This window comes from Gordonia zhenghanii, from assembly GCF_021738965.1.
In the GTDB taxonomy this organism is placed as follows: domain Bacteria; phylum Actinomycetota; class Actinomycetes; order Mycobacteriales; family Mycobacteriaceae; genus Gordonia; species Gordonia zhenghanii.
In genome coordinates this window covers 1-23,413 of record NZ_JAKKOQ010000009.1, presented here as the reverse complement: position 1 = coordinate 23,413, position 23,413 = coordinate 1, and the positions used below count along the sequence as shown (strand labels likewise).

17 protein-coding genes are annotated in these 23,413 nt (G+C 65.8%); 11 read left to right on the top strand and 6 right to left on the bottom strand.

What is annotated here, in order from left to right; translation table 11 throughout:
- The first annotated feature begins 110 nt into the window (after nt 1-110).
- From macS to L5G32_RS11890, 3 genes are all read left to right on the top strand, one after another.
- Nucleotides 111-1,304 (top strand): MacS family sensor histidine kinase, encoded by a 1,194-nt coding sequence (macS, locus tag L5G32_RS11900; protein ID WP_237011270.1) that lies wholly within the window; start codon nt 111-113, stop codon nt 1,302-1,304.
- Nucleotides 1,262-1,945, top strand: coding sequence for a response regulator (locus tag L5G32_RS11895; protein WP_237011269.1), 684 nt, complete (start codon nt 1,262-1,264; stop codon nt 1,943-1,945). Before macS ends, L5G32_RS11895 begins: the two co-directional genes overlap by 43 nt.
- A gap of 90 nt (nt 1,946-2,035) precedes the next feature.
- Entirely contained in the window at nt 2,036-3,811 is a 1,776-nt protein-coding gene (locus L5G32_RS11890) for a DUF2339 domain-containing protein (protein WP_237011268.1), read from the top strand.
- Nucleotides 3,812-3,893: 82 nt separating this feature from the next.
- Here L5G32_RS11890 and L5G32_RS11885 read toward each other — a convergent pair whose 3' ends face one another.
- The gene (locus L5G32_RS11885; protein ID WP_237011267.1) at nt 3,894-4,244 is read right to left on the bottom strand and encodes a hypothetical protein; all 351 of its coding nucleotides are present in this window, start codon (nt 4,242-4,244) and stop codon (nt 3,894-3,896) included.
- 333 nt (nt 4,245-4,577) lie between these two features.
- Between L5G32_RS11885 and L5G32_RS11880 the strand changes: the two genes are divergently transcribed.
- Nucleotides 4,578-6,749 carry an acyltransferase family protein gene (locus L5G32_RS11880; protein WP_237011266.1) on the top strand — a complete coding sequence of 724 codons (2,172 nt, stop codon included), beginning with the start codon at nt 4,578-4,580 and terminating at the stop codon, nt 6,747-6,749.
- Nucleotides 6,750-6,784: 35 nt separating this feature from the next.
- Here the strand turns inward: L5G32_RS11880 and L5G32_RS11875 are convergent, their stop codons facing one another.
- Both L5G32_RS11875 and L5G32_RS11870 read right to left on the bottom strand, forming a co-directional pair.
- On the bottom strand, nt 6,785-7,342 hold the full coding sequence (locus L5G32_RS11875; protein ID WP_237011265.1) for a hypothetical protein: 558 nt from the start codon (nt 7,340-7,342) through the stop codon (nt 6,785-6,787).
- A 73-nt stretch (nt 7,343-7,415) separates the two neighbouring features.
- Nucleotides 7,416-8,090 carry a SanA/YdcF family protein gene (locus L5G32_RS11870; RefSeq protein WP_237011264.1) on the bottom strand — a complete coding sequence of 225 codons (675 nt, stop codon included), beginning with the start codon at nt 8,088-8,090 and terminating at the stop codon, nt 7,416-7,418.
- Nucleotides 8,091-8,166: 76 nt separating this feature from the next.
- On the opposite strand from L5G32_RS11870, the gene L5G32_RS11865 reads away from it, so the two are divergent.
- Nucleotides 8,167-9,567: a WS/DGAT/MGAT family O-acyltransferase gene (locus tag L5G32_RS11865; RefSeq protein ID WP_237011263.1), complete on the top strand. Its 1,401-nt coding sequence runs from the start codon at nt 8,167-8,169 to the stop codon at nt 9,565-9,567.
- A 218-nt stretch (nt 9,568-9,785) separates the two neighbouring features.
- Here the strand turns inward: L5G32_RS11865 and L5G32_RS11860 are convergent, their stop codons facing one another.
- Nucleotides 9,786-11,123: an ICP22 family protein gene (locus L5G32_RS11860; protein WP_237011262.1), complete on the bottom strand. Its 1,338-nt coding sequence runs from the start codon at nt 11,121-11,123 to the stop codon at nt 9,786-9,788.
- A gap of 556 nt (nt 11,124-11,679) precedes the next feature.
- Between L5G32_RS11860 and L5G32_RS11855 the strand changes: the two genes are divergently transcribed.
- Nucleotides 11,680-15,162, top strand: a complete 3,483-nt coding sequence (locus L5G32_RS11855) for a (Fe-S)-binding protein (RefSeq protein ID WP_237011261.1) — start codon at nt 11,680-11,682, stop codon at nt 15,160-15,162.
- A gap of 82 nt (nt 15,163-15,244) precedes the next feature.
- Here the strand turns inward: L5G32_RS11855 and L5G32_RS11850 are convergent, their stop codons facing one another.
- Nucleotides 15,245-16,141, bottom strand: a complete 897-nt coding sequence (locus L5G32_RS11850) for an endonuclease domain-containing protein (protein WP_237011260.1) — start codon at nt 16,139-16,141, stop codon at nt 15,245-15,247.
- A 123-nt stretch (nt 16,142-16,264) separates the two neighbouring features.
- Nucleotides 16,265-17,134, bottom strand: a complete 870-nt coding sequence (locus tag L5G32_RS11845; RefSeq protein ID WP_237011259.1) for an exodeoxyribonuclease III — start codon at nt 17,132-17,134, stop codon at nt 16,265-16,267.
- A 58-nt stretch (nt 17,135-17,192) separates the two neighbouring features.
- Here L5G32_RS11845 and L5G32_RS11840 point away from each other — a divergent pair, with 58 nt between their 5' ends.
- The 5 genes from L5G32_RS11840 (at nt 17,193) to L5G32_RS11820 (ending at nt 23,166) form a co-directional block, all read left to right on the top strand.
- Nucleotides 17,193-18,446: a pyridoxal phosphate-dependent aminotransferase gene (locus tag L5G32_RS11840; protein ID WP_237011258.1), complete on the top strand. Its 1,254-nt coding sequence runs from the start codon at nt 17,193-17,195 to the stop codon at nt 18,444-18,446.
- A gap of 87 nt (nt 18,447-18,533) precedes the next feature.
- On the top strand, nt 18,534-20,300 hold the full coding sequence (locus L5G32_RS11835) for an SDR family oxidoreductase (protein WP_237011291.1): 1,767 nt from the start codon (nt 18,534-18,536) through the stop codon (nt 20,298-20,300).
- Between the two features lie 9 nt (nt 20,301-20,309).
- On the top strand, nt 20,310-21,221 hold the full coding sequence (locus tag L5G32_RS11830; RefSeq protein ID WP_237011257.1) for a metal-dependent hydrolase: 912 nt from the start codon (nt 20,310-20,312) through the stop codon (nt 21,219-21,221).
- 5 nt (nt 21,222-21,226) lie between these two features.
- Nucleotides 21,227-22,348 (top strand): PDR/VanB family oxidoreductase, encoded by a 1,122-nt coding sequence (locus L5G32_RS11825; RefSeq protein ID WP_237011290.1) that lies wholly within the window; start codon nt 21,227-21,229, stop codon nt 22,346-22,348.
- A 56-nt stretch (nt 22,349-22,404) separates the two neighbouring features.
- Entirely contained in the window at nt 22,405-23,166 is a 762-nt protein-coding gene (locus tag L5G32_RS11820) for a MerR family transcriptional regulator (protein WP_237011256.1), read from the top strand.
- The last annotated feature ends 247 nt before the right edge of the window (nt 23,167-23,413 follow it).

Below are 23,413 nucleotides of genomic sequence, written 5' to 3'. Positions count from 1 at the left end.
CGGAGTGCCGACCGGCGACCTGATTTCCGGGCTCGCCGGTCGCATTGCGCCCGGGCACCGCGTCATGCCATTGACCCACTATAGGAGCACCTGAACGATACCGTCACACCATGCAGAGCGTTGACAGACGTGTACGTTCGCTCGCTCAACGGCGCCACGACATCCACGATCGCGACCCCGCGGGCCCACTCTGGCGCGCGGCCCAGATCTTCCGGCTCCTCTCGTTCGTGTACGCGCTCGGATTCCAGATCGCGATCAACGACGACCTCACTCACCCCCGCGTCACCTGGGTGTTGTTCGCCGTCCTGACGGCCGCCAACATCTGGTGGACCGTCGGCTACCTCGTCGGATTCGGCCGACGCCCCTGGTTCGTCGCCGTCGAGGTACTCGTCTCCGCCGGGATGATGTTGTCAACGTCGCTGGTCACCGACACCGATTGGGCGTCGCACAACCAGACCTGGCCGACCACGTTGTGGATGACGAACGCCGCGTTGTCGGCAGCCATCATCGGCGGCACCCTGTGGGGCGCGGCCGCAGCACTCGTGGTCGCGGGCGCGAACTATTACGTCAAAGGCCATATCGACGTGAATTTCGGTCGCAACGCGACGACGATCCTGCTCGTCTCGGCGGCAGCAGCCGTCGGCATGGCTGCGACACGTGCCCGGACCGTCCACCAGGAGTTGGTCGAGGCGATCGGTGTGGCCGCACGGTCGGCCGAACGCGAGCGACTCTCCCGCGAAGTGCACGACGGCGTCCTCCAAGTGCTGGCGCTGATCGCCAAGCGAGGACGCGAGATCGGCGGCGAGACAGCCGAACTCGCTCGACTCTCCGCCGAGCAGGAACGCCGTCTCCGAGCCCTGATCGCCGACGCCGCTGACCCGTCCCCCACGCTGGCCCCGACATCACGAGACCTTGCCGCGGTACTTCGATCGGCCATCGCCCACCGCGCTCAGGTGAGCGCGCCCGCCGACCCGGTGACCGTCGACGCTCATATCGCGGACGAACTGCTCGCTGTCGTCGACAACGTCCTCGACAACGTCGTCAACCACGCCGGCCCCGACGCGCAGGCGTATATCCTCCTCGAAGACCTCGACGACTACGTCGTCGTCTCCGTCCGCGACGACGGCGTCGGCATCGAAGACGGCCGGCTCGCTGCCGCCGAAGCCGAAGGTCGCCTGGGGATCTCCGCATCCATCATCGGCCGCGTCGAGAGTCTCGGCGGCACCGCGCGCCTCGAGTCCGCACCGGGTGCCGGGACAGAATGGGAATTGTCCGCACCCCGCCGCCGGAAGGGCACGCCGTGAACGATCTGACGATCATGGTCGTCGACGACCATCCGATGTGGCGCGACGGCGTGGCCCGCGACCTCACCGACAATGGTTTCGACGTCGTAGCCACCGCCGACAGCGTCGCATCGGCGACAGCCCGCGCCCGCGCCGTCCGACCCGATGTGGTGCTCATGGACATGAACCTCCCCGACGGCTCCGGAGCGCAGGCGACCGCAGGCGTCCTCACCGCCCACCCCGGCGCGCGCGTGCTGATCCTGTCGGCATCGGACGAGCGCGACGACGTGCTCGACGCCATCAAGGCCGGCGCGACGGGATACCTGGTGAAGAGCGCCCAACAGTCCGAGCTGATCGCGGCTGTTCGCGCGACCGGTGACGGACAGACCGTGTTCACGCCGGGCCTCGCCGGACTCGTCCTCGGCGAGTACCGACGCATGTCGCAGACGCCGGAGACCGACGCCCCGGTCCTCACCGGCCGGGAGACCGAAGTCCTGCGCTACGTCGCGAAGGGGCTGTCGTCGCGCCAGATCGCGACTCGCCTCGAGATCAGTCCACGCACCGTCGAGAACCACGTCGGCTCGTCGCTGCGGAAACTGCAGCTCGGTAATCGCGTGGAGTTGGCCCGCTACGCGATCGAGCACGGGTTGGACGCGGAGTGAGAGTCCTCGAGTGCGGGGCGAGAAAGTGACCATGCGTAGTAGGTAGTTCCACGCATGTTTTCCCATCTCCGCAGGTCGAGAGTGGAAAGCATGAACGAGACACCGCAGAACCAGCCGCCCGCGGGCACCCCCACCGGCCCGACCCCCACTGGCCCGACGCCCATCGACCGACTCACTCTGCCGATCCCACCGACCGGCCACTTCACGGCACAGCCGTTCGTGCAATACCAGTCGCACGGCTACGCACCGTTCCCCACCTACCCACAGCCGCCCCGCCGACCGTCACCGACTCTCGGCCAACGTGTCGCGAAGGCCGCGGAGAGCGGCCTCATCGGAAAGATCCTCGCCGGGGTCGGAGTCGCGATCACCCTCTCCGGCATCGTCATGCTCCTCGTCCTCGCCGCACAGGCCGGACTCCTCCGCCCCGAGATCCGAGTCGCGGGCGGCGGCATCCTCGCCGCCGTCCTCGCCGGACTCGGAGTCTGGACAGGTCGAATCCCGGAGCGACGCCCCGGAGCCGTCGCGCTCGTAGCCACCGGCATCGCGGGCCTCCTATTCGACGTCCTCGCGATGAGCACCATCTACGGATGGCTGCCCGAGATCGCCGCCCTCGCCGTCGCAGGCCTGATCGCAGGCGTCGGCCTCGGCGTCGCACATCGTTGGAACAGTCAGACTCTGACGTTGATGGTGTCGATCCCGATGCTCGTCCTCTCCCCTGTCGTCACGCGCGGCGTCGACGAAGCCCTCATCGGATTCCTACTCGTCTACGCCGCAGCCTCCCTGTGGATACAGGTCGGACGCAGCTGGCTCGCAGTCTTCGTCGTCAACACGGCAGCGGTGATGTTCCCGTCGCTGATCTTCACGCAGATCTCCGATCAGCCATGGCTCGCCAACGGTTTCGCACTCACCGCGATCGCGATCGCGATCGGCTCGTCGCTCCTGTTGGTCCGCAGTGCGAACCACCCCGAGGTCGTCGCCCTGACTTCCGGATTCGCCGCCGCCCCGCTGCTGTTCGCGGCCGGCTCACTCGGCGCCGCAGCGTTCGCCGTCCTCGCCGCAGGTTCGGCGATGTACCTGGTGGCCGCGTTCTCGACGACCCGCTTCGTCACCCGTGATGCTCGCGTCATGTGGTTGGCCACCGCGATCGTGCACCTGCTGGTCACCGCCGGGTACGTCCTCGACGCCGACTACCGCCCGTCCGCGATCATGACCATCGGGCTCCTCCTCGCCGTCGCTGCTCCGTTCGCAGGCGACCTCGCCCTTGTCGTCCGAGTCGCAGGCACCGCGTTCAGCGGGATCGGCGTCCTCGCCCTCACCGGGAGCGGAGCCCTGCACCAGCTGTTCTCCGCCCATCTCCAAGCCGACGACGGCACCCACGCTTCGCTGCTCGTCGGCGGACTGATGGGTCTCGCGGCCACCGCTCTCGTCACCTGGTCGTGGGCCGACCTCTACCCGGAATCGGCCCACCAGCTCACCGTCGCAGGCAGCGCCGTCGGATTGTGGCTGATCACCACCGTCGCTTTGGCTTCCGCGCATCTGACTACATCGGACGCCGACACCGCGTTCCGCGCAGGCCACGCCGCTGCCACGATCACGTGGGGCATTGCGGCAGCCGCCGCTCTTCTCTGGGCCCGACGCCTGGCCGGCGCCGACCGCGCCGTCGTCCTCACCGCGGGGCTGGCCGTCATGGCGGCCGCGATTGCAAAACTCTTCCTGTTCGACCTCGCCGCACTCGACGGGATCTTCCGGGTGATCGCGTTCATCGTCGTCGGACTCATCCTGTTGGCCCTCGGTGTCTCGTACGCGCAGAAGCTGGGCGAGGCCGAGCCGTCGGAGACCACGCCCCAGGCCCGTCCCGCGGCCTGACCTCCCGACCCTGCACGACGTAGCGGGCCCGCCCCATTCAAGGGCGGGCCCGCTTCGTCGTGCTGAGGTTCTTCAGTCTCGACTACTTCTTAAGCAGTGCCATGACGATGGCGCCGACCAACGCGATGATCGAGCCGACAAGCGCCAGGTACAGACCGGCACCGATCGAGAAGTCGTCGCTGACGCTCAACGTGCTGATTCCCGCGCTGAGCAGGCCGATGACGCCCAGGACCACCGGCACGCGCTTGACGTTCTCACCGAACTTCCCGAGAAGCCGGGCGACGCCGAATCCGACGAGCACGATCATCGCGATCCCGGCGACCCAGTGCAGGCGGCCGGTCTGGACGGTGACTTCGAAGTTCGGAGTGGAGGTGGTGGTGCCGAGACCCGAGATCGTCGCGCCGTCGTCGAGCTTCGCGACGAACCAGACCATCGGTTAGCTGATCAGCACCAGGACCGCGCCGACGAGCGTCGCGACGGCACCGATCGAGAACCCCGTGTAATCGTCGGCCGGCGGTGCATAGTCGCTCTCGCCGACCGGCTGGTTTGCGTAGTTCGGGATTGAATTCTGCTGACCTGCTCGTCAGTCGTCCGAATGGAGTGAATGCCTCGACCACCGCTATGACTGCCGTCTCATGTCTCCTGTGCCCACCCGTGCGGCCCGTAGCACCGAGCTGCCCTTTACCGGTCCTTACCCTCGAACGGACGACTGCACGCATCGCGTCGAAATGGAAAAGTGCACGCCCTCCCACGTACCATCCCCGCTGTGACGAAAGCCGGAGCGATCAACGGGCCTCAGTCGCACTCGACACCGAACGAGGACGCGGCCGCCGGCACCAATTCGGGATATCGTCTCGACCTCGACGGGCTGCGCGGGATCGCGATCTTCCTCGTCGCGATCTTCCACGTGTGGTTCGGGCGCGTATCCGGCGGCGTCGACGTCTTCCTCACGCTGTCCGGCTACTTCTTCGTCGCGTCGCTGCTCAAGCACGTCATCCGAACCAACCCGGCAGACCAGAGTTGGTCGGTGGCGATCAACCCGTGGCCGAGACTGTCGCGGATGCTCCGTCGACTGATCCCGGCGCTGTTCCTGTTGCTCGCCGTGATCGCGGCTTTGACCTGGTGGTTGATGCCGTCGACCCGGTGGGCTCCGCTCGGCAAGGAAATCGTCGCCTCCGCGTTCTACTACCAGAACTATCACCTGGCATTAGCGTCGCAGGACTACGGTGCCGCCGACTCCGCGGTCAGCCCGCTGCAACACCTGTGGTCGATGGCGATGCAGGGCCAGTTCTTCTTCATCACGATCATCAGCGCGCTCGCCCTCGGCGGGCTTCTGAAACTCGGCGCACGGTTCTGGCCTGCATTGGGTCGCCCACGCGTCATCACCGGCGTCGTCGGTGGCAGCCTGGCCGTCGTCGCACTGGTGTCGTTCGCGTGGGCGAACTACCGCCACGGGATAAACCAGCCGTTCAACTACTACGACACGATCGCCCGAGTGTGGGAGCCGATCACCGGCGGCGTCCTCGCCATCTGGATGCCCCGCATCCGCCTCCCCGACTGGTTGCGGACGGCGCTCACCGCAGTCGCCGTTCTACTCATCGCTACGTCGGGCATCTGGATCGCGGGCGTCGAGCAGTATCCGGCGTTGCTGGCTCTCGTCCCGGCCGGTTCGACGCTCCTGCTGATCTGGCTCGGTTCGTCGGCGAGCGCGCGGCGCGAGGTGCCGGGCAACGACCTCTCGGCAGGCGGCCGCGTCCTCGCCCACCCGTGGATCGTGTGGCTCGGCTCCATCGCCTACGCCTTGTACCTGTGGCATTGGCCGTTCCTCATCTTCTACATGAGCTGGCGTTTCAAGGACGACGTGTCGTTCTTGGAAGGCACCATGATCCTCGTCGTGTCGGTGATCGTCGCGTGGCTCACCACCAAGTTCGTCGAGGCTCCGCTGCGCGCCGGGCGCGGCACGGGATTCACCCCTCGATACCGCAGGATTCTTGCCGTCGGCCTCGTCGTCGCGACGCTGTTCTCCCTGGGCAGCGCTGGCTATTGGCAGTACCGCGCTGACCATCGGTACGTCGACACCACGAACCTCGACACGCGCGACTACCCGGGCGCGCGCGCCTTCCTCAGCGACTTCCCGACGCCGGCCATCGAAGCGGTGCCGTCTCCCGAGGCCGCGGAGCGCGACTGGCCGCTCAACCACCGACCGCACTTCTCCAACTTCGGCGATCCGTCCATCCGGGTCGGCGTGTACGGAGACCCGACCGCGACCCGCACGATGGCCGTCGTCGGCGGCTCGCACTCCGAGCATTGGATGACGGCACTCGACGTCATCGGCAAGAAGCGCGGATTTCGAGTCACCACGTATATGAAGGCCGGGTGCGCGATGAGCACCGAAGCTGCGGTCGAATACAACGGCGAACTACTCACCGAGTGCAACGACTGGGCCGAGCGGGTCGCCGACAAGCTCGACGACGACAAGCCCGACGTGATCTTCACGACCGCGTCACGGCCTGTCGACGACGGCAAGGGCGACGTGGTGCCCAAGGGGTATCTCGACTACTTCGCACTGTTCCGCGATCGCGGCCAGAAGGTGATCGCTGTGCGCGACACACCGTGGACGCACGGACCGATGATCCCGCGCGACTGCATCGCCGCGGGCAAGAATCCAGAGGTGTGCGGCGTCTCCCGCGAGCGGGCCCTGTCGGAAGTCAGCCCGATCGACGCGATCGCAGGAGACTTCCCGAACATGACGTTCCTCGACTACAGCGACGCATTCTGCCGAGACGGCTACTGCCCCGCGGTGGTCGGCAACATCTTGGTCTGGCACGACTCCCATCACCTGACGACTGCGTTCATCCGCAGCCTGATCCCGTATCTGGACGCCGACATCGGCAAGGCGACCGAGTGGTGGCCGCCGCAGCCGCCGATGTTCAAATAGCGCAGTGTTCGAGGACTACTCGCAACCGGATCGGGTCAGTGGCGACTCTGCAGGCGGCACCGCACGGAGGCGGTCGGCGACGCGCCGTCAGCCGCCACGAGCACCACGTCGTATCGTCCGGCCGCGCGACAGTCGAGGAGCCCACGGACCGGGGACGCCGACCGCAGCACGTACGGCCCGGTCTCGTCGCCGCGCGCCTGATCGAACTCGAACGTCGCAGCGCGCGACGACGATCCCCCGGCCAACACGATCGATGCGGCTCCGCCGCCGGGTTCGCAGACGGTGATCAACACCGCTCCGTCGTCGACGAGTGATGCGCCAACCGCCAGCGCAGCGACCAAGCCCATCGCGCCGACGTCGACGTCGAACGTGCGTGTGCAGCGAGTCGCTCCGATGACGTCACGGACAGCCCCCGACATCGGTCCGATGATGTCGTGCCCCATATGAAAGACGGCCGTGACCGCGGTGGGCGGGAATCGGGCATCGTGCAATGAGGCGAGGGCCGCGTGCGTCGGGACCGCCCAATGACCGCCTGCGGCGGCAGTCACCGCAAGTCCGGCCACGTCCAACCCGGGTGTTCCGGTCCTCACCATGCAACCACGCTAATCCGACAGCGCAGGGCGGCAATTCGGCTGAATGACCTGTTTCGTCGTCAGGTGCTTGCCGTCATCTCCGCGCGCGGACGGAGTCCCAGACGGCACGCGGCCGCGACGCGAGCGATTCGCGCAGGTGATTGCGGACCATGCTGAGCGTCGAACAGTGCCCGCACGGCGCGATCACGCCGGTCGCGTCGATCCCGTAGGCCTCGCACAGGAGAACGGCCCGCCCGGCGTGGAAGTTCTGCGTCACGATCAATGCCGAACGGATCCCGAACAGGTCGGCGGCGCGTCTGCACGTGGCTGCCGTGTTGAGTCCGATCCCGTCGTCGACGATCACACGCGACGGCACACCTCGAGCCTCCAGATAGGCACGCATCACCCGAACCTCGTTTCCGGCGTCGTCTTCGTCGTTGCCCGAGACGAGGATCGTGTCCACGCGCTGCGCCCGATACAGGTCGACGACCACGTCGAGACGTGCGCGGAGGTAGTCCCCGGGCTGCCCGTCGTCGGCTTTCGCACCGAGGACGATCACGGTGCGGGGCGCGTCCTCCGTGATGTCTCCCGGCTCGACCACACGACCGCGCGATGCGACGGCGACCCACGACGACGTGACCGCGACGAGGACTTCCACCGCGAGAACTGACAGCAGAAGGAGCCGTACGAGACGTCGTCGAGTGAACACCCGTACACGGTAGTGCGCGCCGTCCACGCTGCGGAATCCGACGAGGTAGGGCGCGATCATCCGGCGTTGTGCGACGTGTCACAATTGAGCCATTCGTGCGCGGAGGAGCGCACACAACTGGGAGGAGTGCGGTGCCATGCAGTACATGCCGGTCACGGATTCGATGTTCCTGATTGCGGAGACCCGTGAGCAGCCGATGCATGTCGGCGGACTCCAACTGTTCGTGCCGCGCGAGGACCAGTCGTCCGACGATCTCGCCGAGGAGATGGCCGAGAGACTGCGGATCCCGAGCGGCGATGTCGCACCGATGTTCTTGAAGCGGCCTGCTACTCCCGCGCAGGTCGCCGGATACACCGCGTGGTCGTACGACGACGAGATCGACTTCGACTATCACCTCCGGCGCGCGATCCTTCCCCGGCCGGGTGCGGTTCGCGATCTGCTGCAGTACGTGTCGCTCAACCACGGGAACCTTCTCGACCGACGCCGCCCGATGTGGGAAGCGCACATCATCGAGGGCCTGGCGGACGGCCGCATCGCCGTCTACACGAAGTTCCACCACTCCGTCGTCGACGGCGTCACCGCTCTGCGACTGCTGCAGCGAAGCCTGTCTGCCGACCCGGACGACAGGTCGGTGACCGCCGTGTGGGACGCACGGATGCAGCGTCCCCCGAAACCCAAGAAGGTCGAGGAAAAGTCGAAGGGACTTCTGTCGTCGATCACAGGAGTCGCCTCACAGGTCGTCGGCATCGCCGAACAGGTGGTCGGCCTGGGCCCCGCTGCCGCCAAGATCGCCATCGCCGGTGTGACGGACAAAGACTACGTACCGCCCATGCAGCAGGCTCCGAACACGATCTTGAACGTTCCGATCGGGTCGGCACGACGTTTCGCCGCCCAGGACTGGCCGATCGAACGACTCCGCGCCGTCGGCAAGGCGCAGGGCATGACGTTGAACGACGTGATGGTCGCGATGTGCTCGGGCGCCCTGCGCACCTACCTGAGTGACCAGGATGCGCTGCCCGACGAGTCGCTCGTCGCCGTGCTGCCGGTCTCGTTGCACAGCGACAACGATTCGGACGGCAACGCGATCACCGCGATCTCGGTGCGGTTGGCGACCGACGTCGCCGACCCGGGCACCCGTGTCGCCGCGATCAAAGCGTCGACGAACGCCGCGAAGGCCGCCGTCCGCGGCCTCCGACCGTTGCAGGCCCTCGCGCTGGGCGCCGCGATCATCTGGCCGTTGGCGTTCACGACGATCCCGGGCTTCGTGCAGTACACGCCGACCGGATTCAACTTGATGATCTCGAGCATTCCGGGGCCCGACGAACCGCTGTACTGGAACGGCGCACGCATGGATGGCTGCTACCCGGTGTCGATCCCGTTGGAAGGTCTGGCCATCAACATCACGATCGCCACTATCTCCGGCAAGGCGAACTTCGGTATCACCGGCGCCCGCGCCGAACTCCCCAGCCTCCAGCGCATCCTCGATCACCTCGAGACGACGCTCGCCGAACTGGAGGCGCTGCCCCCGAAGGCCTAGACCCGCCGTCGCCGGTCGAGACCCCCTCGCCGCCGGTCGAGACCCCCTCGCCGCTGGTCGAGCGGAGTCGAGACCCCCGTTCTTGCTGGTCGAGCCCTCTTTTTTGCTGGTCGAGCCCTCTTTTTTGCTGGTCGAGCGGAGTCGAGACCCCCACCCGACACGAGCGGAGCCGGACACCCCTCGGGATCCGGCTCCGCTCGCTTCAGCTGGCGCTCACATCACGCCGCCGTCGGTGCCTCTTCGCTGGTCCCCGACTCGTCCGACGCCGGGGCGTCCTCCGACGACGTTTCGGCTCCGCTCGATTCGTCGCCATCCGACGCGCTCTCGCTAGCTGCCGGCGCAGACGACTCGGTCTCAGCAGGCTCGGTCTCCGTCGGCCCCGTCTCAGCAGGCCCCGACTCAGCAGGCCCCGTCTCAGAAGTCTCAGTCTCCGTCTCTGCCGGAGCATCCGCAGTCGCTTCGACGGCGGGAGCTTCGACGCCCGAACCCTCGTCATTACCGTTCGACCCGGTCGAAACGTCCGCAGTCGTGCGACTGCTCGACACGTCGCCTCCGGATCCGACACCGTCGGACATCGACGCACTCTTCGCCGCGAGGACCGAGGGCGCAGTAGCCGCCGAGTCCGCCTTCGAGCCGAACAAGTCCGACTCGACCGTCGGCCCGCCATCGGTCATCACGACGCGGACGAGGTCTTCAGTGAACACCGGCATGAACCCGACATCGAGCAGATCCGTGACCTCCTCGGGGAGCGGGAGTACCTCGAGCACAGACAGGAGACCGGCAAGCGGCGAGGTGAATCCGAGCGAGAATGGATTCTTGATCGCGTAGACGACCGGGCCGTCACCCTGCTGCGACTGCTGGAAGATGAACAGGACACTCGTACACGACGACACATTGCCGTCAGCGTTTCGCACCGAAGCTGTCGCGTACAGCGCGGTGCATACCGTTTGCGCCGAGCCTGCGAGCGGAGACGTCCCTGCTGCGGAAGCAAAGCCGCCGAATGCTGTCGCCGATGTGTCGTACCCGATGCCGACTGACGTCGCGAATCCGAAAGGCAGGGCGTGTGCGGTCGACGTCCCACCCACTCCGGCGGCGAGCGAGATGCCGCCGAATGTCGAGTCCGCCTCTCCCGTGCCACCGAGCAACCCGACCGCGATCGCACCACTCAACACGCCGCCAGCATCTGCCTGGCCAGTCCCCGATATGCCCACCGCGGTGGTGAATCCGCTGCCGGAGATCGTCGCCTTGCCTGGACTGACAATCGGCACCCCCATCGCCAAGGCCATGTTGAGATCGCTCAGCTTGAATCCGACGTCTGGCACTATCCACCCGATGAGTGCATCTGCACCCGCCGCGATCAACGATGGACTGGCCGCGGAACAGTCGGCGGAAGCGCCGCGAAACGCACTGCCGACGGGTCCTTCTCCCGGTGCACAGGTGGCGAGAACGGGCACCGACACAGCGGCTTCGGCCGGAGCGGGCGCGAGACTTCCCGCGGCGACCGCAGCGACAGCAGCTGCGGCAACCACACTTCGCCGGATTGTCGACTTCTTCATGTCAACTCTTTCTGTCTGGCCGCCAGAGCGGAAGCACGGTCTCGACCTGCGTGGTCGCGATGGATTGGACATTAGAGTCGGACGACGACGAAACAGTCGCGTATCCCCGTAAACGTCACATTTTCGGCACAGGATTGACCTAATCGCGGCCCACCGCCGGCGCGACCCGTCACCACTGGTCGCGCCCGTCATCGCCGATCAAGCCCTTCATCGCTGGTCGCGCGTTCATCGCCGACCCGGCCCGTCGTCACTGGCCGAGCCCCGTCACCGCTGGTCGAGCCCGTCATCGCTGGTCGAGCGGAGTCGAGACCCCCCGCCCGCACCTTGTCCGACGTCACACCGAGATCGGTCGAAGGAAGCTTGGCCCACTACCTACTCACGAGTAACATCACGATGCAGACCTGGAACCCGTTGCAACCAGCGAAGTTAGGTAATCCTTGGGAGCGCTCGCCGGGTGCGAAGCCTTACGGTTACCAGGAGAAAATGTCGACTTCGGCATGAGCATCGGCCGCTCACGTCGAGTCCAGGTACGACCTGAAGAAAGGCCGGTACTTTCATGACGACGACCACGATCGTGATCGGATCGATCGCCGCGTTGATCAGCCTGGTTTGTTGGGCGCTGTTCTTGCGGGGCGTATTCACCATGATCCGCTCCATTGCGCAAGGCCAGAAGGTCGATGCTCAACGCTTCGCCTATCCGGGTAAACGCCTGGCGACGATGTTGAAGGAATTCGTCGCACACACCCGGATGGTCAAGTTCCGCACCGTCGGCTGGGCCCACTGGCTGGTGATGTTCGGCTTCCTGATCGGTGCGATCTTCTGGTTCGAGGCGTACGGCCAGATCTTCGACCCCGAGTTCCACTGGCCGGTCATCGGCGCATGGAACATCTACATCTTCGCCGACGAGGTGCTCGGCCTCGGCACGGTGATCGGCATCTCCGCGATGATGATCATCCGCCAGCTCAACCACCCGCGCCGTCCCGGCAGGCTCTCGCGCTTCTCCGGGTCGCGCTTCGGCGCCGCGTACTTCGTCGAACTGGTCGTCCTCATCGAGGGCCTCGGCATGGTGTTCGTCAAGACCTTCAAGATCTCGTCGGGCATCGAAGACCCGCCGATCTGGACGTCGTTCTTCACTCATTACTTCGCGCAGCTCTTCGAGGGCAGCTCCGTGTACTGGGTCACCGCGGCAGCAGTCATCAAGCTGATGTCGGGCATGATCTGGCTCGCCGTAGTCGGCCTCAACATCGACTGGGGTGTCGCATGGCACCGTTTCGCAGCGTTCCCGAACATCTTCTTCAAGCGTGAGACCGACGGCGGAGTCGCCCTCGGCGCAGCGAAGCCGATGATGAGCCAGGGCAAGGTCCTCGACATGGAGGAGGCCGACCCCGACGTCGACGCGTTCGGCGCAGGCAAGATCGAGGACTTCTCGTGGAAGGGCTGGCTCGACTTCACCACGTGCACCGAGTGCGGTCGCTGCCAGTCGCAGTGTCCGGCATGGAACACCGGTAAGCCGCTGTCGCCGAAGCTGATGATGATGGCGCTCCGTGACCACGGCCAGGCCAAGGCTCCGTACCTGTTCGCGGGCGGCGCCAAGGACACCGAAGGCAACGAGGTCGGCATCGTCGACAAGGACGGGAACGTCGACGAGGACAAGCTCGCCAAGGTCCCCGAGTCTGCGCGCGCAGAGGCCGATCGCAAGCTGGTCGGCGACTCGCTCGGCGGAGACCCGCTCGGAGCGGTCATCGACGCCGAAGCACTGTGGTCGTGCACCACGTGTGGCGCCTGCGTCGAGCAGTGCCCGGTGGACATCGAGCACGTCGACCACTTCATCGACATGCGTCGTTACCAGGTGCTGATCGAGTCGGACTTCCCGACCGAGCTGGCCGGGATGTTCAAGAATCTCGAGAACAAGGGCAACCCGTGGGGGCAGAACTCCTCGCAGCGCACCGCGTGGATCGACGAGATCGACATCGACATCCCGGTCTACGGCAAGGACGTCGAATCATTCGAAGGTTACGAGTACCTCTTCTGGGTCGGCTGCGCCGGCGCGTACGAGGATCGGGCGAAGAAGACCACGAAGGCCGTCGCGGAACTCCTCGACATCGCCGCCGTCGACTTCCTAGTCCTCGGCGAAGGCGAGACCTGCACCGGCGACTCCGCTCGCCGCGCAGGCAACGAGTTCCTGTTCCAGATGCTCGCGCAGCAGAACATCGAGACGTTCGACGAACTGTTCGCCACAGCACCGACCCAGCGCAAGAAGATCGTCGTCACCTGTGCGCACTGCTTCAACGCGCTCGGCAACGAGTACCCGCAGGTCGGCGGCGATTACGAGGTCGTTCACCACACGCAGTTGCTCAACCGGCTGGTGCGCGAGAAGCGCCTGGTGCCGGTCGCCCCGGTCGGCGGTCAGGCGATCACCTACCACGACCCTTGCTACCTGGGCCGTCACAACAAGGTCTACGACGCTCCGCGTGAACTGATGGACGCAGCGGGCGGCGAACTGACTGAGATGCCGCGTCACGGAGAACGCTCCATGTGCTGTGGCGCAGGCGGCGCGCGCATGTGGATGGAAGAACAGATCGGCAAGCGCATCAACGTCGACCGCGTCGACGAAGCGCTCGACACTCTCACCTTGACTCCGGCTCCGACCGGCGAGGGCGAGACGAAGAAGATCGCGACCGGCTGCCCGTTCTGCCGCGTCATGCTCACCGACGGTGTCACCGCTCGTACCAGCGGCACCGAAGAAGAGGGCAAGGTCGAGGTCGTCGACGTCGCACAGATGATTCTCGAGGGCGTCCAGCGCGGCCGCGCAAAGGTCGAGCGCGGTGGCAAGTTCTTGCACCCGATCCAGTCTGACTTGGCTCCGACTCCTGAGCCGGAACCGGCAAAGGCGGCTGCCGCTGCTCCGGCCGCGGCTGAGACCAAGACCGCGCAAGCCCCGACGACGGAGCCCAAGCCTGCTGTGGGTTTGGCACCGAAGGGCGGCGGCCTCAAGAAGCCCGGCGGCTTGAAGAAGCCGGGCGGGGCCCCCAAGCCGGGCGGTGCGGCTGCTCCCGCAGCAGATGCACCGACAACGGACGCACCGGCAGCCGAGACCACCGAGGCCGCACCGGCCAAGGGGCTGGCTATGGGCGGAGGCCTGAAGAAGCCGGGCGGTCTCAAGAAGCCGGGTGGGGCGCCGAAGCCAGGCGGAGGAGCGCCCAAGCCAGGCGGGGCCGCTGCACCTGCGGCGGAGACGTCGGAGGCGACGAGCGAATCGTCGGCGACGAGCGAGGCTCCTGCTTCGACCGAGTCCACCGAGGGCAAGGCCAAGGGCTTCGGCATGGCGGGCGGCTTGAAGAAGCCCGGCGCCAAGAAGCCGGGCGCTCCGAAGCCAGCCGCAGCAGCGGCACCGGCTGCCGAGGCTCCCGCTGAGGCGGAGGCTCCCGCCACTGAGGCTCCGGCCGAGGCTGGAACTGCGGAAGCAGTCACCACTGAGGGAACCGAAGGCAAGGCCAAGGGCTTCGGCATGGCGGGCGGCTTGAAGAAGCCCGGCGCCAAGAAGCCGGGCGCTCCGAAGCCAGCCGCAGCAGCGGCACCGGCAGCTGAGGCTCCCGCTGAGTCCGCCGAGCCGGAAGCTTCCACCGAGTCGACCGACTCCGAAGCTCCCACTGCCGAAGCTCCCGCCGGGGCTGGGACTGCAGAAGCAGTCACCACCGAGGGAACCGAAGGCAAAGCCAAGGGCTTCGGCATGGCAGGCGGGATCAAGAAGCCCGGCGCCAAGAAACCGGGCGCTCCCAAGCCAGCCGCAGCAGCGGCACCGGCTGAGGAGGCTCCCGCGGCCGAAGCTGAAGCGCCGAAGGACGAGGCTCCCGCGGAGTCTGAGGCTCCTGCAGAAGCGGAAGCTCCCGAGGCAGAGGCACCTGCGCAAGAAGAGGCCTCGGAGGCTCCGGCCTCGTCGGCGCCCGCATCCGACGCCCGGACCATCGCTGAGACCGGAGCTTCGAAGGCGAAGGGATTCGGTCTCGCGGCCGGAAAGAAGCGCCCTGGCGCGAAGTAACTCGCACCGAGTCCGACGTTGGGACTCGACGGCGTCCTAGGAACCCAGTGCCCTAGGAACGCTGTCGGGTCCCAACGTTTTTCTATTGGCAGGTCTGTCGCGTTTCAATCGCGTTCACCAGTTCCCGCATCACGGACTCTTCTTCGAACCGCAGCCGTTTCCATGGAAAGCTGAGGGGATACCACCCCATCGCCACGAGCATGTTGGTCGTACGCAGATCGTTGTCCCACCTGTCGTACTGGTGATGGAAGGCCCAACCGTTGATCGCGACGGCGATCCCCAACTCCGGCCACACGAAATCGATGCGATGCCCGCCTAGCCACTTCTGTTGTTCCCAACCAGTTATTCCGTACCTCTTCAGCAGACGAACGAAGAGCCGCTCGGCTTCGGACTCGGAATCGTCTTCGGCAGCGGTGAGAACGATGCGCGCCAACCGCATTCCGTGCGCGCCGGAATTGCGGTCGAGGCTGGCTCGCAGCGCTGGCACAGTGACCCGCTTGATCTGGAGTGCACGGTCCATCACCGAGACAGCCGCGTCTATGTCCAGTTCGGTCGCGGCTTGCAAGATCGTCAACGGCAACGCGGTCACCGGAATCCCCGCAACGGCAGCGACGTCTTCAGACGGGAAAGTCCGCCGCTTGGAGTCCGTGGTCACCGCGCAGTCAGCGGTGCCGTGCACGGCCTGCGGGACCGAGAGTGTGATCACGTCTGGCAGGTCGTTGATCAGACCGTGCAGCCACGCCGCCGCCGTCCGGTCGACCACACCGCCGTGCGTCGCCACCGCGATCCGTAGGCGCGCCATCTCCGTCATCCGATGCTCGGCCGACAAATAGACGCCCCGTGCGTGTGGGATCCATAGCCGCACAGCCACTCTGTGCTTCACTTCGCCGACCGACATACCCAACTCGTAGGCCCGCGCCGCCGTGATGATGCCGTCGTGACCAGCGAGATGTTCCGCGACCCGAATACACGCCGGCACGCCTCGTAGCGTCTTCTCCCCCATACTCAGTTAGACGCACGCCACCGGTAGCCGGTTCCGATTCACTCAACGTTTGTGCTCGAAGGTGTCCCTAGGACACCGTCGAGCACAAACGTTCGCCGTTCAGTCTCGGTAGCGCACGATCAGCGGCGCATGGTCGGACAAGCGCACATCCGGCGACGACTCCTTATCCACCCAGACGTCCTCCGCTCGACGGGCAAGGCCGGGGGTCGCCAGTTCGTGATCGATCCGCCAGCCGACGTCCTTGACGAACGACTGTCCCGCCCAACTCCACCAGGTGAGCGGGCCCGGACGGTCGCCGTGAAGAGTTCGCACCACGTCGACGAGGCGCCGCGGTGACAGCAGCGACGAGAACCACTCGCGTTCCTCCGGGAGGAAGCCTTCCATCTTGCGGGCCGGACGCCAGTTGGTGACGTCGTGCTGGGTGTGTGCGACGTTCAGGTCCCCCACCAGGAGAAATTCGCGACCCTCGCGCGCCGCCGCCAGCCGGTTCCGGTCGAGCTCACGCGCGAAACCAGCGAGGAACGCCATTTTGCGCTCGTACTTCGCTCCGCCGTCGGTCTCGGCTCGCATGCCACCAGGACGTTGCAGGTGGCCGGGCAATCCACCCTTTGGCAGATACAGGCAGGCAACGGTGAGCGGACGGTCGGCCAGGTCGACTTCGATGTACCGTCCGTGCGACGCATACGCCCCGAGCCCGCGGGCCTTCGGCGGCGCGACCGACCACGATCGGACGGCCTCCGGTTCGTGCCGGGTGAGCAGCCCGACGCCGTTCCGCCCCGGTATCGAACCGACGTCCGTCGCCACCGAGTAGCCGGGGAACTCCCCTACCTCCGACTCCGGACACCGCAACTCCTGCAGGCCAACGACATCCGGCACCCGGTGCGCCAGCCAGTCATCGAACCCACGACGACGGGACGCACGGATCCCGTTGACGTTGAACGAGGCGACGGTGAACGAGGTAGAGGTCACGCCTACCAGTGTCCCCGTCGAATTCAAATCGACTGCGTCAGGCTGACAGAATGTACTCATGAGTCGCCCCCATGTGTCGCATCAGAACGTGAATCTCCGCACGCTCGAGCAGTCCGAGAAACTGCAGAACGTCTGCTATGAGATCCGAGGTCCGGTGCACGCAGAGGCGGCGCGACTCGAATCGGAGGGGCACCGCATCCTCAAACTGAACATCGGCAATCCCGCCCTGTTCGGGTTCGAGGCTCCGGACGTCATCCTGCGCGACATGATCCACGCGCTGCCGTTCTCCCAGGGCTACTCCGAGTCCGCAGGCGTCCTGTCGGCTCGCCGCGCCGTGGTGACCCGTTACGAGCTCATCCCCGACTTCCCGTACTTCGATGTCGACGACGTACTCCTCGGCAACGGGGTGTCCGAGCTGATCACGATGACGATGCAGGCACTGCTCAACAACGGCGACGAAGTCCTCATCCCGACACCGGACTACCCGTTGTGGACGGCGATGACCTCCCTGTCGGGTGGAACCCCCGTCCACTACAAGTGCGACGAGGACAACGGCTGGAATCCGAGTATCGAGGACATCGAGTCGAAGATCACGGCGCGCACCAAGGCGATCGTCGTCATCAATCCGAACAACCCGACCGGCGCCGTCTACTCGCGTGAGGTGCTGGAACGTCTGGTCGAGGTCGCCCGCAAGAACTCGCTGCTCATTCTGGCGGACGAGATCTACGACAAGATCCTCTACGACGACGCCGAGCACATCAATGTGGCGTCGTTGGCACCGGACTTGTTGACGTTCACGTTCAACGGCCTGTCGAAGGCGTACCGCGTGTGCGGCTACCGCGCGGGCTGGGTCGTGATGACGGGACCAAAGGACCACGCGAAGGGCTTCATCGAGGGCATGGGGATCCTCGCGTCGACACGACTGTGCGCCAACGTCCCTGCACAGCATGCGATCCAGGTGGCCCTCGGCGGCTACCAGAGCATCGACGCCCTAGTGCAACCCGGCGGACGCCTGCTGGAGCAGCGCAACATCACGTGGGACAAGTTGAACGAGATTCCGGGTGTGAGCTGCGTGAAGCCGATGGGCGCACTGTACGCGTTCCCGAGACTCGATCCTGAAGTCCACGAGATCCACGACGACGAGAAGTTCGTCCAGGATCTACTCCTTCACGAGAAGATCCTGGTGGTACAGGGATCGGGCTTCAATCTGACCGATATGAGCCATTTCCGCATCGTGACACTGCCGTGGGGGCGTGACCTGTCTGAGGCGATCGATCGGATCGGCAACTTCCTGTCGTGGTACCGGCAGTAACACACACTCCGAGGCGCTAGCAAGCGCTAGCGCTTGACCGTTACCGGTGGTACCGTCTCAATGATCATTGGCACGATCGGAGACGACATGATCGATTGGCATCGCAGCGACGTCGATGCAGGCGAATTCCGCCTCGCGACGTTCTCGTACGGTGACACCGCGGACACCGACCGCCCGACGGTGGTCCTGGTACACGGCTGGCCCGACACCCACCACCTCTGGGATCAGGTAGCTCCGCAACTGGCCGAGCACTACCGCGTATTCGCTTACGACACTAGAGGTTTCGGCGAGAGTGACCGGCCGAACTCGGTGTCGTCGTACCGCTTGGCCGATCTGGCACAGGACCTGTTCGCGGTTATCGACGCAGTCACCGACGGCGGACGCGCGCACGTCGTCGCACACGACTGGGGCTCCGTGCAGACCTGGGAATCAGTGACCACGCCCGACGCCGAGAACGCCATCGCGTCGTTCACGTCGGTGTCCGGTCCGAACCTCGACTTCCTCAGCGAGTGGGCCCGCATCCAACTGACGTCCGGAACACCGAGCAGTCTCGGTAAGGCACTCTCTCAGGTCGCATCGTCGGCCTACACCGGGTTCTTCCAGATCCCCGGGGTCTCCGACGCGTTCTTCCGCGCTCTGGGCTCGGAGAAGTTGTGGACCGAGTTCCTCCACGCGGTCGAGGGCACGCCGCGTGAGAACGTCTCGTTCGCGCCGACTCTGCGCGAGGACATGATCTCCGGCCTCAAGCTGTACCGCGCCAACATCCGCGGCAAACTCGCCTCGCCGAATCCCCGCCCTACCCGAGTGCCAGTCCTCGAGGTGGTGAACGACCGCGACATCGCTCTACGCCCGGCCATCTACGACCGCACGTACACGCACGCAGCGAAGCTGTGGCGCAAGTCGTCGACCACCGGTCACTGGCTGCCGTACACGAACCCGGATTACCTTGCGGCGACGGCGATCGAGTTCATCGACTCCATCGAGAACGGGACGTCGAGCGCCCCGAACACCATCGACCGTGCGCGTGTCTCCGGTCCGCCGCAGCCGCTGACCGGCAAGCTCGCCGTCATCACCGGCGCAGGCAGCGGGATCGGACGCGAGACGGCATTCGCGTTGGCCGCTCTCGGCTGCGAGGTGGTGCTCGCAGACATCGACACTGCGGCGGCCGACGAGACGGCGACCGAGTGCAAGGCGATGGGCGTTCTGACCGCTGTCTACGACGTGGACGTCTCGAAGACGGCTACGGTCGACGAATTCGCGGCGACTGTCCGTGCACAGCACGGTGTCCCCGACATCGTCGTCAACAATGCAGGCATCGGTCTGGGAGGCAGCGCGCTGGACGCGACCGACGACCAGATCGACCGCCTCATCGACATCAACCTGCGCGGCGTGATCAGCGGCAGTCGAGCGTTCGGCAAGCAGATGGTCGCTCGGGGGACCGGCGGCCACATCGTCAATCTGGCGTCGGCGGCCGCATTCACCCCCTCACGTGAACTCGGGCTGTATTCGGCCAGCAAGGCCGGCGTGCTCATGTTCTCGGAGAGCCTGCGGGCCGAGCTCTCGGCTCATCGCATCGGGGTCAGCGCGATCTGTCCCGGCATCGTCAACACCAACATCACATCGGTCACCGAGTACGCGGGTGTCGACGATCAGGACGCCATGCGCCGCAAGGTGAGCGGGTTCTACGAGAAGCGGAACTACACGCCGGACAAGGTCGCACGAGAGATCGTCGCCGCCGTCGTGTCCAACAAGGCCGTCGTACCCGTGACGCCGGAAGCCAAATTCGGCTACCGCGTGTACCGATTCATCCCGTGGGCGTCACGCATCGCTGCACGCCAGAAGCTGACCGGATAGGAGCCCGCGATGACGAACACACGCACACGCACGAGCGACGACACCGATCCGGGCGACGTCGAACTCCATGCCCGCAACGTCGATTTCGACCTGTCGGCGAGTCCGCTGCACTGGATCCCGAACCATCCGGTGTCGTCGAACATGATCACCGTCTTGAACCTGCTGCTGCCGGAAGGCGAGCGGTGGTTCGTGCAGACGTTCAATGAAGCGCTTCCATTGGTCAAGGACGAGAAGCTCGCCACCGACATGCGCGGCTTCGTCGGCCAGGAGGCCATGCACGCCGAGGCCCACGACAAGGCGGTCCACGAATGGTTGACCGGACGCGGCATCGATCCGAGCGGGTACCTCACCCAGATGGAATGGATCTTCCGTCGAGTCCTCGGGCCACGTAAGGGACAGACACCGGAGGCCGCGCAGAAGCATCTCGTCGAGCGGCTCTGGCTGATCGCGGCGATCGAGCACTACACCGCTTTTCTCGGCGACTTCGCCTTGAACTGCACGTGGTCCGAGAACGGCGCCGACCCGAACATGGCCGACATGTTCATCTGGCACGGCGCCGAGGAAGTCGAGCACCGATCCGTGGCACACGAGGTGGCGGCCTACTTCGGCGACAGCCCGCTGCGCCGCGGCCGCGCCATGAGCTTGGCGCTCCCGTTCCTGATGATCCTCCTGGTGCGCGGTTTCCGTTATGTCAACAGTCAGGACCCGACGTTCTCGCAGATGACTGTTCGCGCCAGGTACCGGCGATACGTCAGAGACTATTTCGCCGAGTCGCGCAGCGGCATGTTCCCGAAGATCGGGCGCATCGTCGTGTCGACGGCGACGTACTTCAGGCCGGGGTTCCATCCGTCCGAGATCGGCGACACCGCCCAAGCCGTGGCCTACCTGGCCACGTCGCCGGGGGCTCGGCGCGCGGGATGACAGTCATGAACCACATCAAGCATCCACACGAGACGTCGCTTGCCGCCGAACCGGCGCACCTCACCGGCCGGTGGCGTCGTGATCCACTGATGCGGCTACTCACCGGCATCGGCAAGGTGTGGTTCCCGTTCTGGGCTCCGCTCGCTCCGCTGCGCGACGTCCAGCAGAAGAACGGGATCCAGACATTGGAGATCGTCGCGCGGGACGTGGTCGCGCACGACGAGAATGTCATCGCGTTGACGTTCGCCGCCCCGGATCGTTCAGTACTCCCGCCGTGGCGATCGGGCGCTCACCTCGACCTGCTGCTGCCGTCGGGCCGCATGCGTGAGTACTCGCTGTGCGGTGATCCCGGCGACCAGAGCACCTACCGCATCGCAGTGCGCCGTATTCCGAACGGCGGTGGCGGATCGATCGAGGTTCACGACACGCTCGCCGTTGGCGACTCCATCAAGATCAAAGGACCACGGAACGCGTTCCCGCTGGCGGTGCCCGGACACGGCTCCCCGGTCGGACGCCTGCGTTTCGTCGCTGCGGGCATCGGTGTGACGCCGATTCTCCCGATGATCGCGGTGGCGGATCGTTTCGGACTCGACTGGTCGATGATCTACAGCGGCCGAACGCTCGACTCCCTTCCGTTCCGGGACGAGCTCGCTCGCTACGGCGACCGCGTAGAGATCCGCACCGATGACGAGCACGGTCTGCCGACGATGGACGAGTTGGTCGGCGACGTCGGCGATCGCGGCCTCGCCGTCTACTGCTGCGGTCCGACACCGATGCTCGAAGCGTTGCGCACGCATCTGGTCGATCGCGTGGACGTCGAACTGCATTACGAGCGGTTCTCCCCGCCCCCGATCGAGGACGGAACCGAGTTCCGGATCACGCTCGCGTCGACCGGGGAGACCGAGACCGTCGCCGCGGACGAGTCGACTCTGACCGCACTGCGTCGGTTGCGGCCGAACGCTCCGTATTCGTGCCAACAGGGATTCTGCGGCACCTGCAGGGTGCGGGTCAGCGACGGCGTCGTCGACCACCGTGACGGAAGCCTGCTGGAGCCCGAGCGGGAGTCGGGCTACTTCTTGCCGTGCGTCTCGCGGTGCGCATCGGAGTCGCTCACGATCGAGATGTAGGGCATCTCACCTGGTTCTTCACGCCCCACGTCCTGTGGTTTGGAAGAATCATGCGAATGACCGAGTACCGAATCGACGATCTTGCACGTGAAGCGGGCACGACGACGCGGAACGTCCGCGGCTACCAAGATCGCGGTCTGATCCCGCGGCCCGAACGTCGAGGCCGGATCGCCGTCTACGGTGACGAGCATCTATCGCGACTCCGCATCATCAACGACCTGCTGAGCAGGGGTTTCACGATGACGCACATCGCGGATTTCTTCGAGCGTATGGAGCAGGGCGAGGACATCGCCGAGGTCCTGGGTCTGCGAGAACTCGTCACCGAACCGTGGTCTCGGACTCCATCGCAGACGATCGGCGTCGACGAACTGTACCAACTCCTCGGGACGAACGATCCGGAGCTGTTGGCGCGAATGCGTCACGCGGGACTGATCGAGCCGGTCGGCGACGACGCGCTACCCGAGGAGTACACGATCACGGACACCGAGAGCATCGACGGATACGTGCGTCTGATGGCGAGCGGCATGCCGTTGTCGTATGCCCTCGACCTTCAGGAGCAGCTCGACGAGGACATGCGCCGCGCAGCTCACACGCTGATCTCGGCCGGTCGCAGCGCGATTACCGAGGGCCGGTTCGACGGTTGGATTCCGAAGGTCGGCGAGGAGTCCGACTGGGCGACTCACTTCCTCGGCGAGCTGCGCCGAACCGGGCGCGTCGCCGCCCACAACACGCTGTACCGCGCGTTGGACCAAGAGCTCTCTCGCCAGCTCGACGACTACCTCGAGGTGGCTCGTGAACGGAAGAATCGCCGCGACTGACTAACCCCCTCTTTTCCGCTGGTCGAGCGGAGTCGAGCCCCCCCTTTCCGCCGGTCCAGCGGAGTCCAGACCCCCGCTTTCCGCCGGTCGAGCGGAGTCGAGACCCCCGCTTTCCGCCGGGGTGGATTCAAGTGGTCGTTGCAACGCCTTCACCAGTGAGGGTGTTTCGAGATGGACCGTTTTGAGCAGTGTGAGAAGGCTGTGCGGTGGTACGGGGCGGGTGTCCCGGCCGCGGAGATCGCGAGCC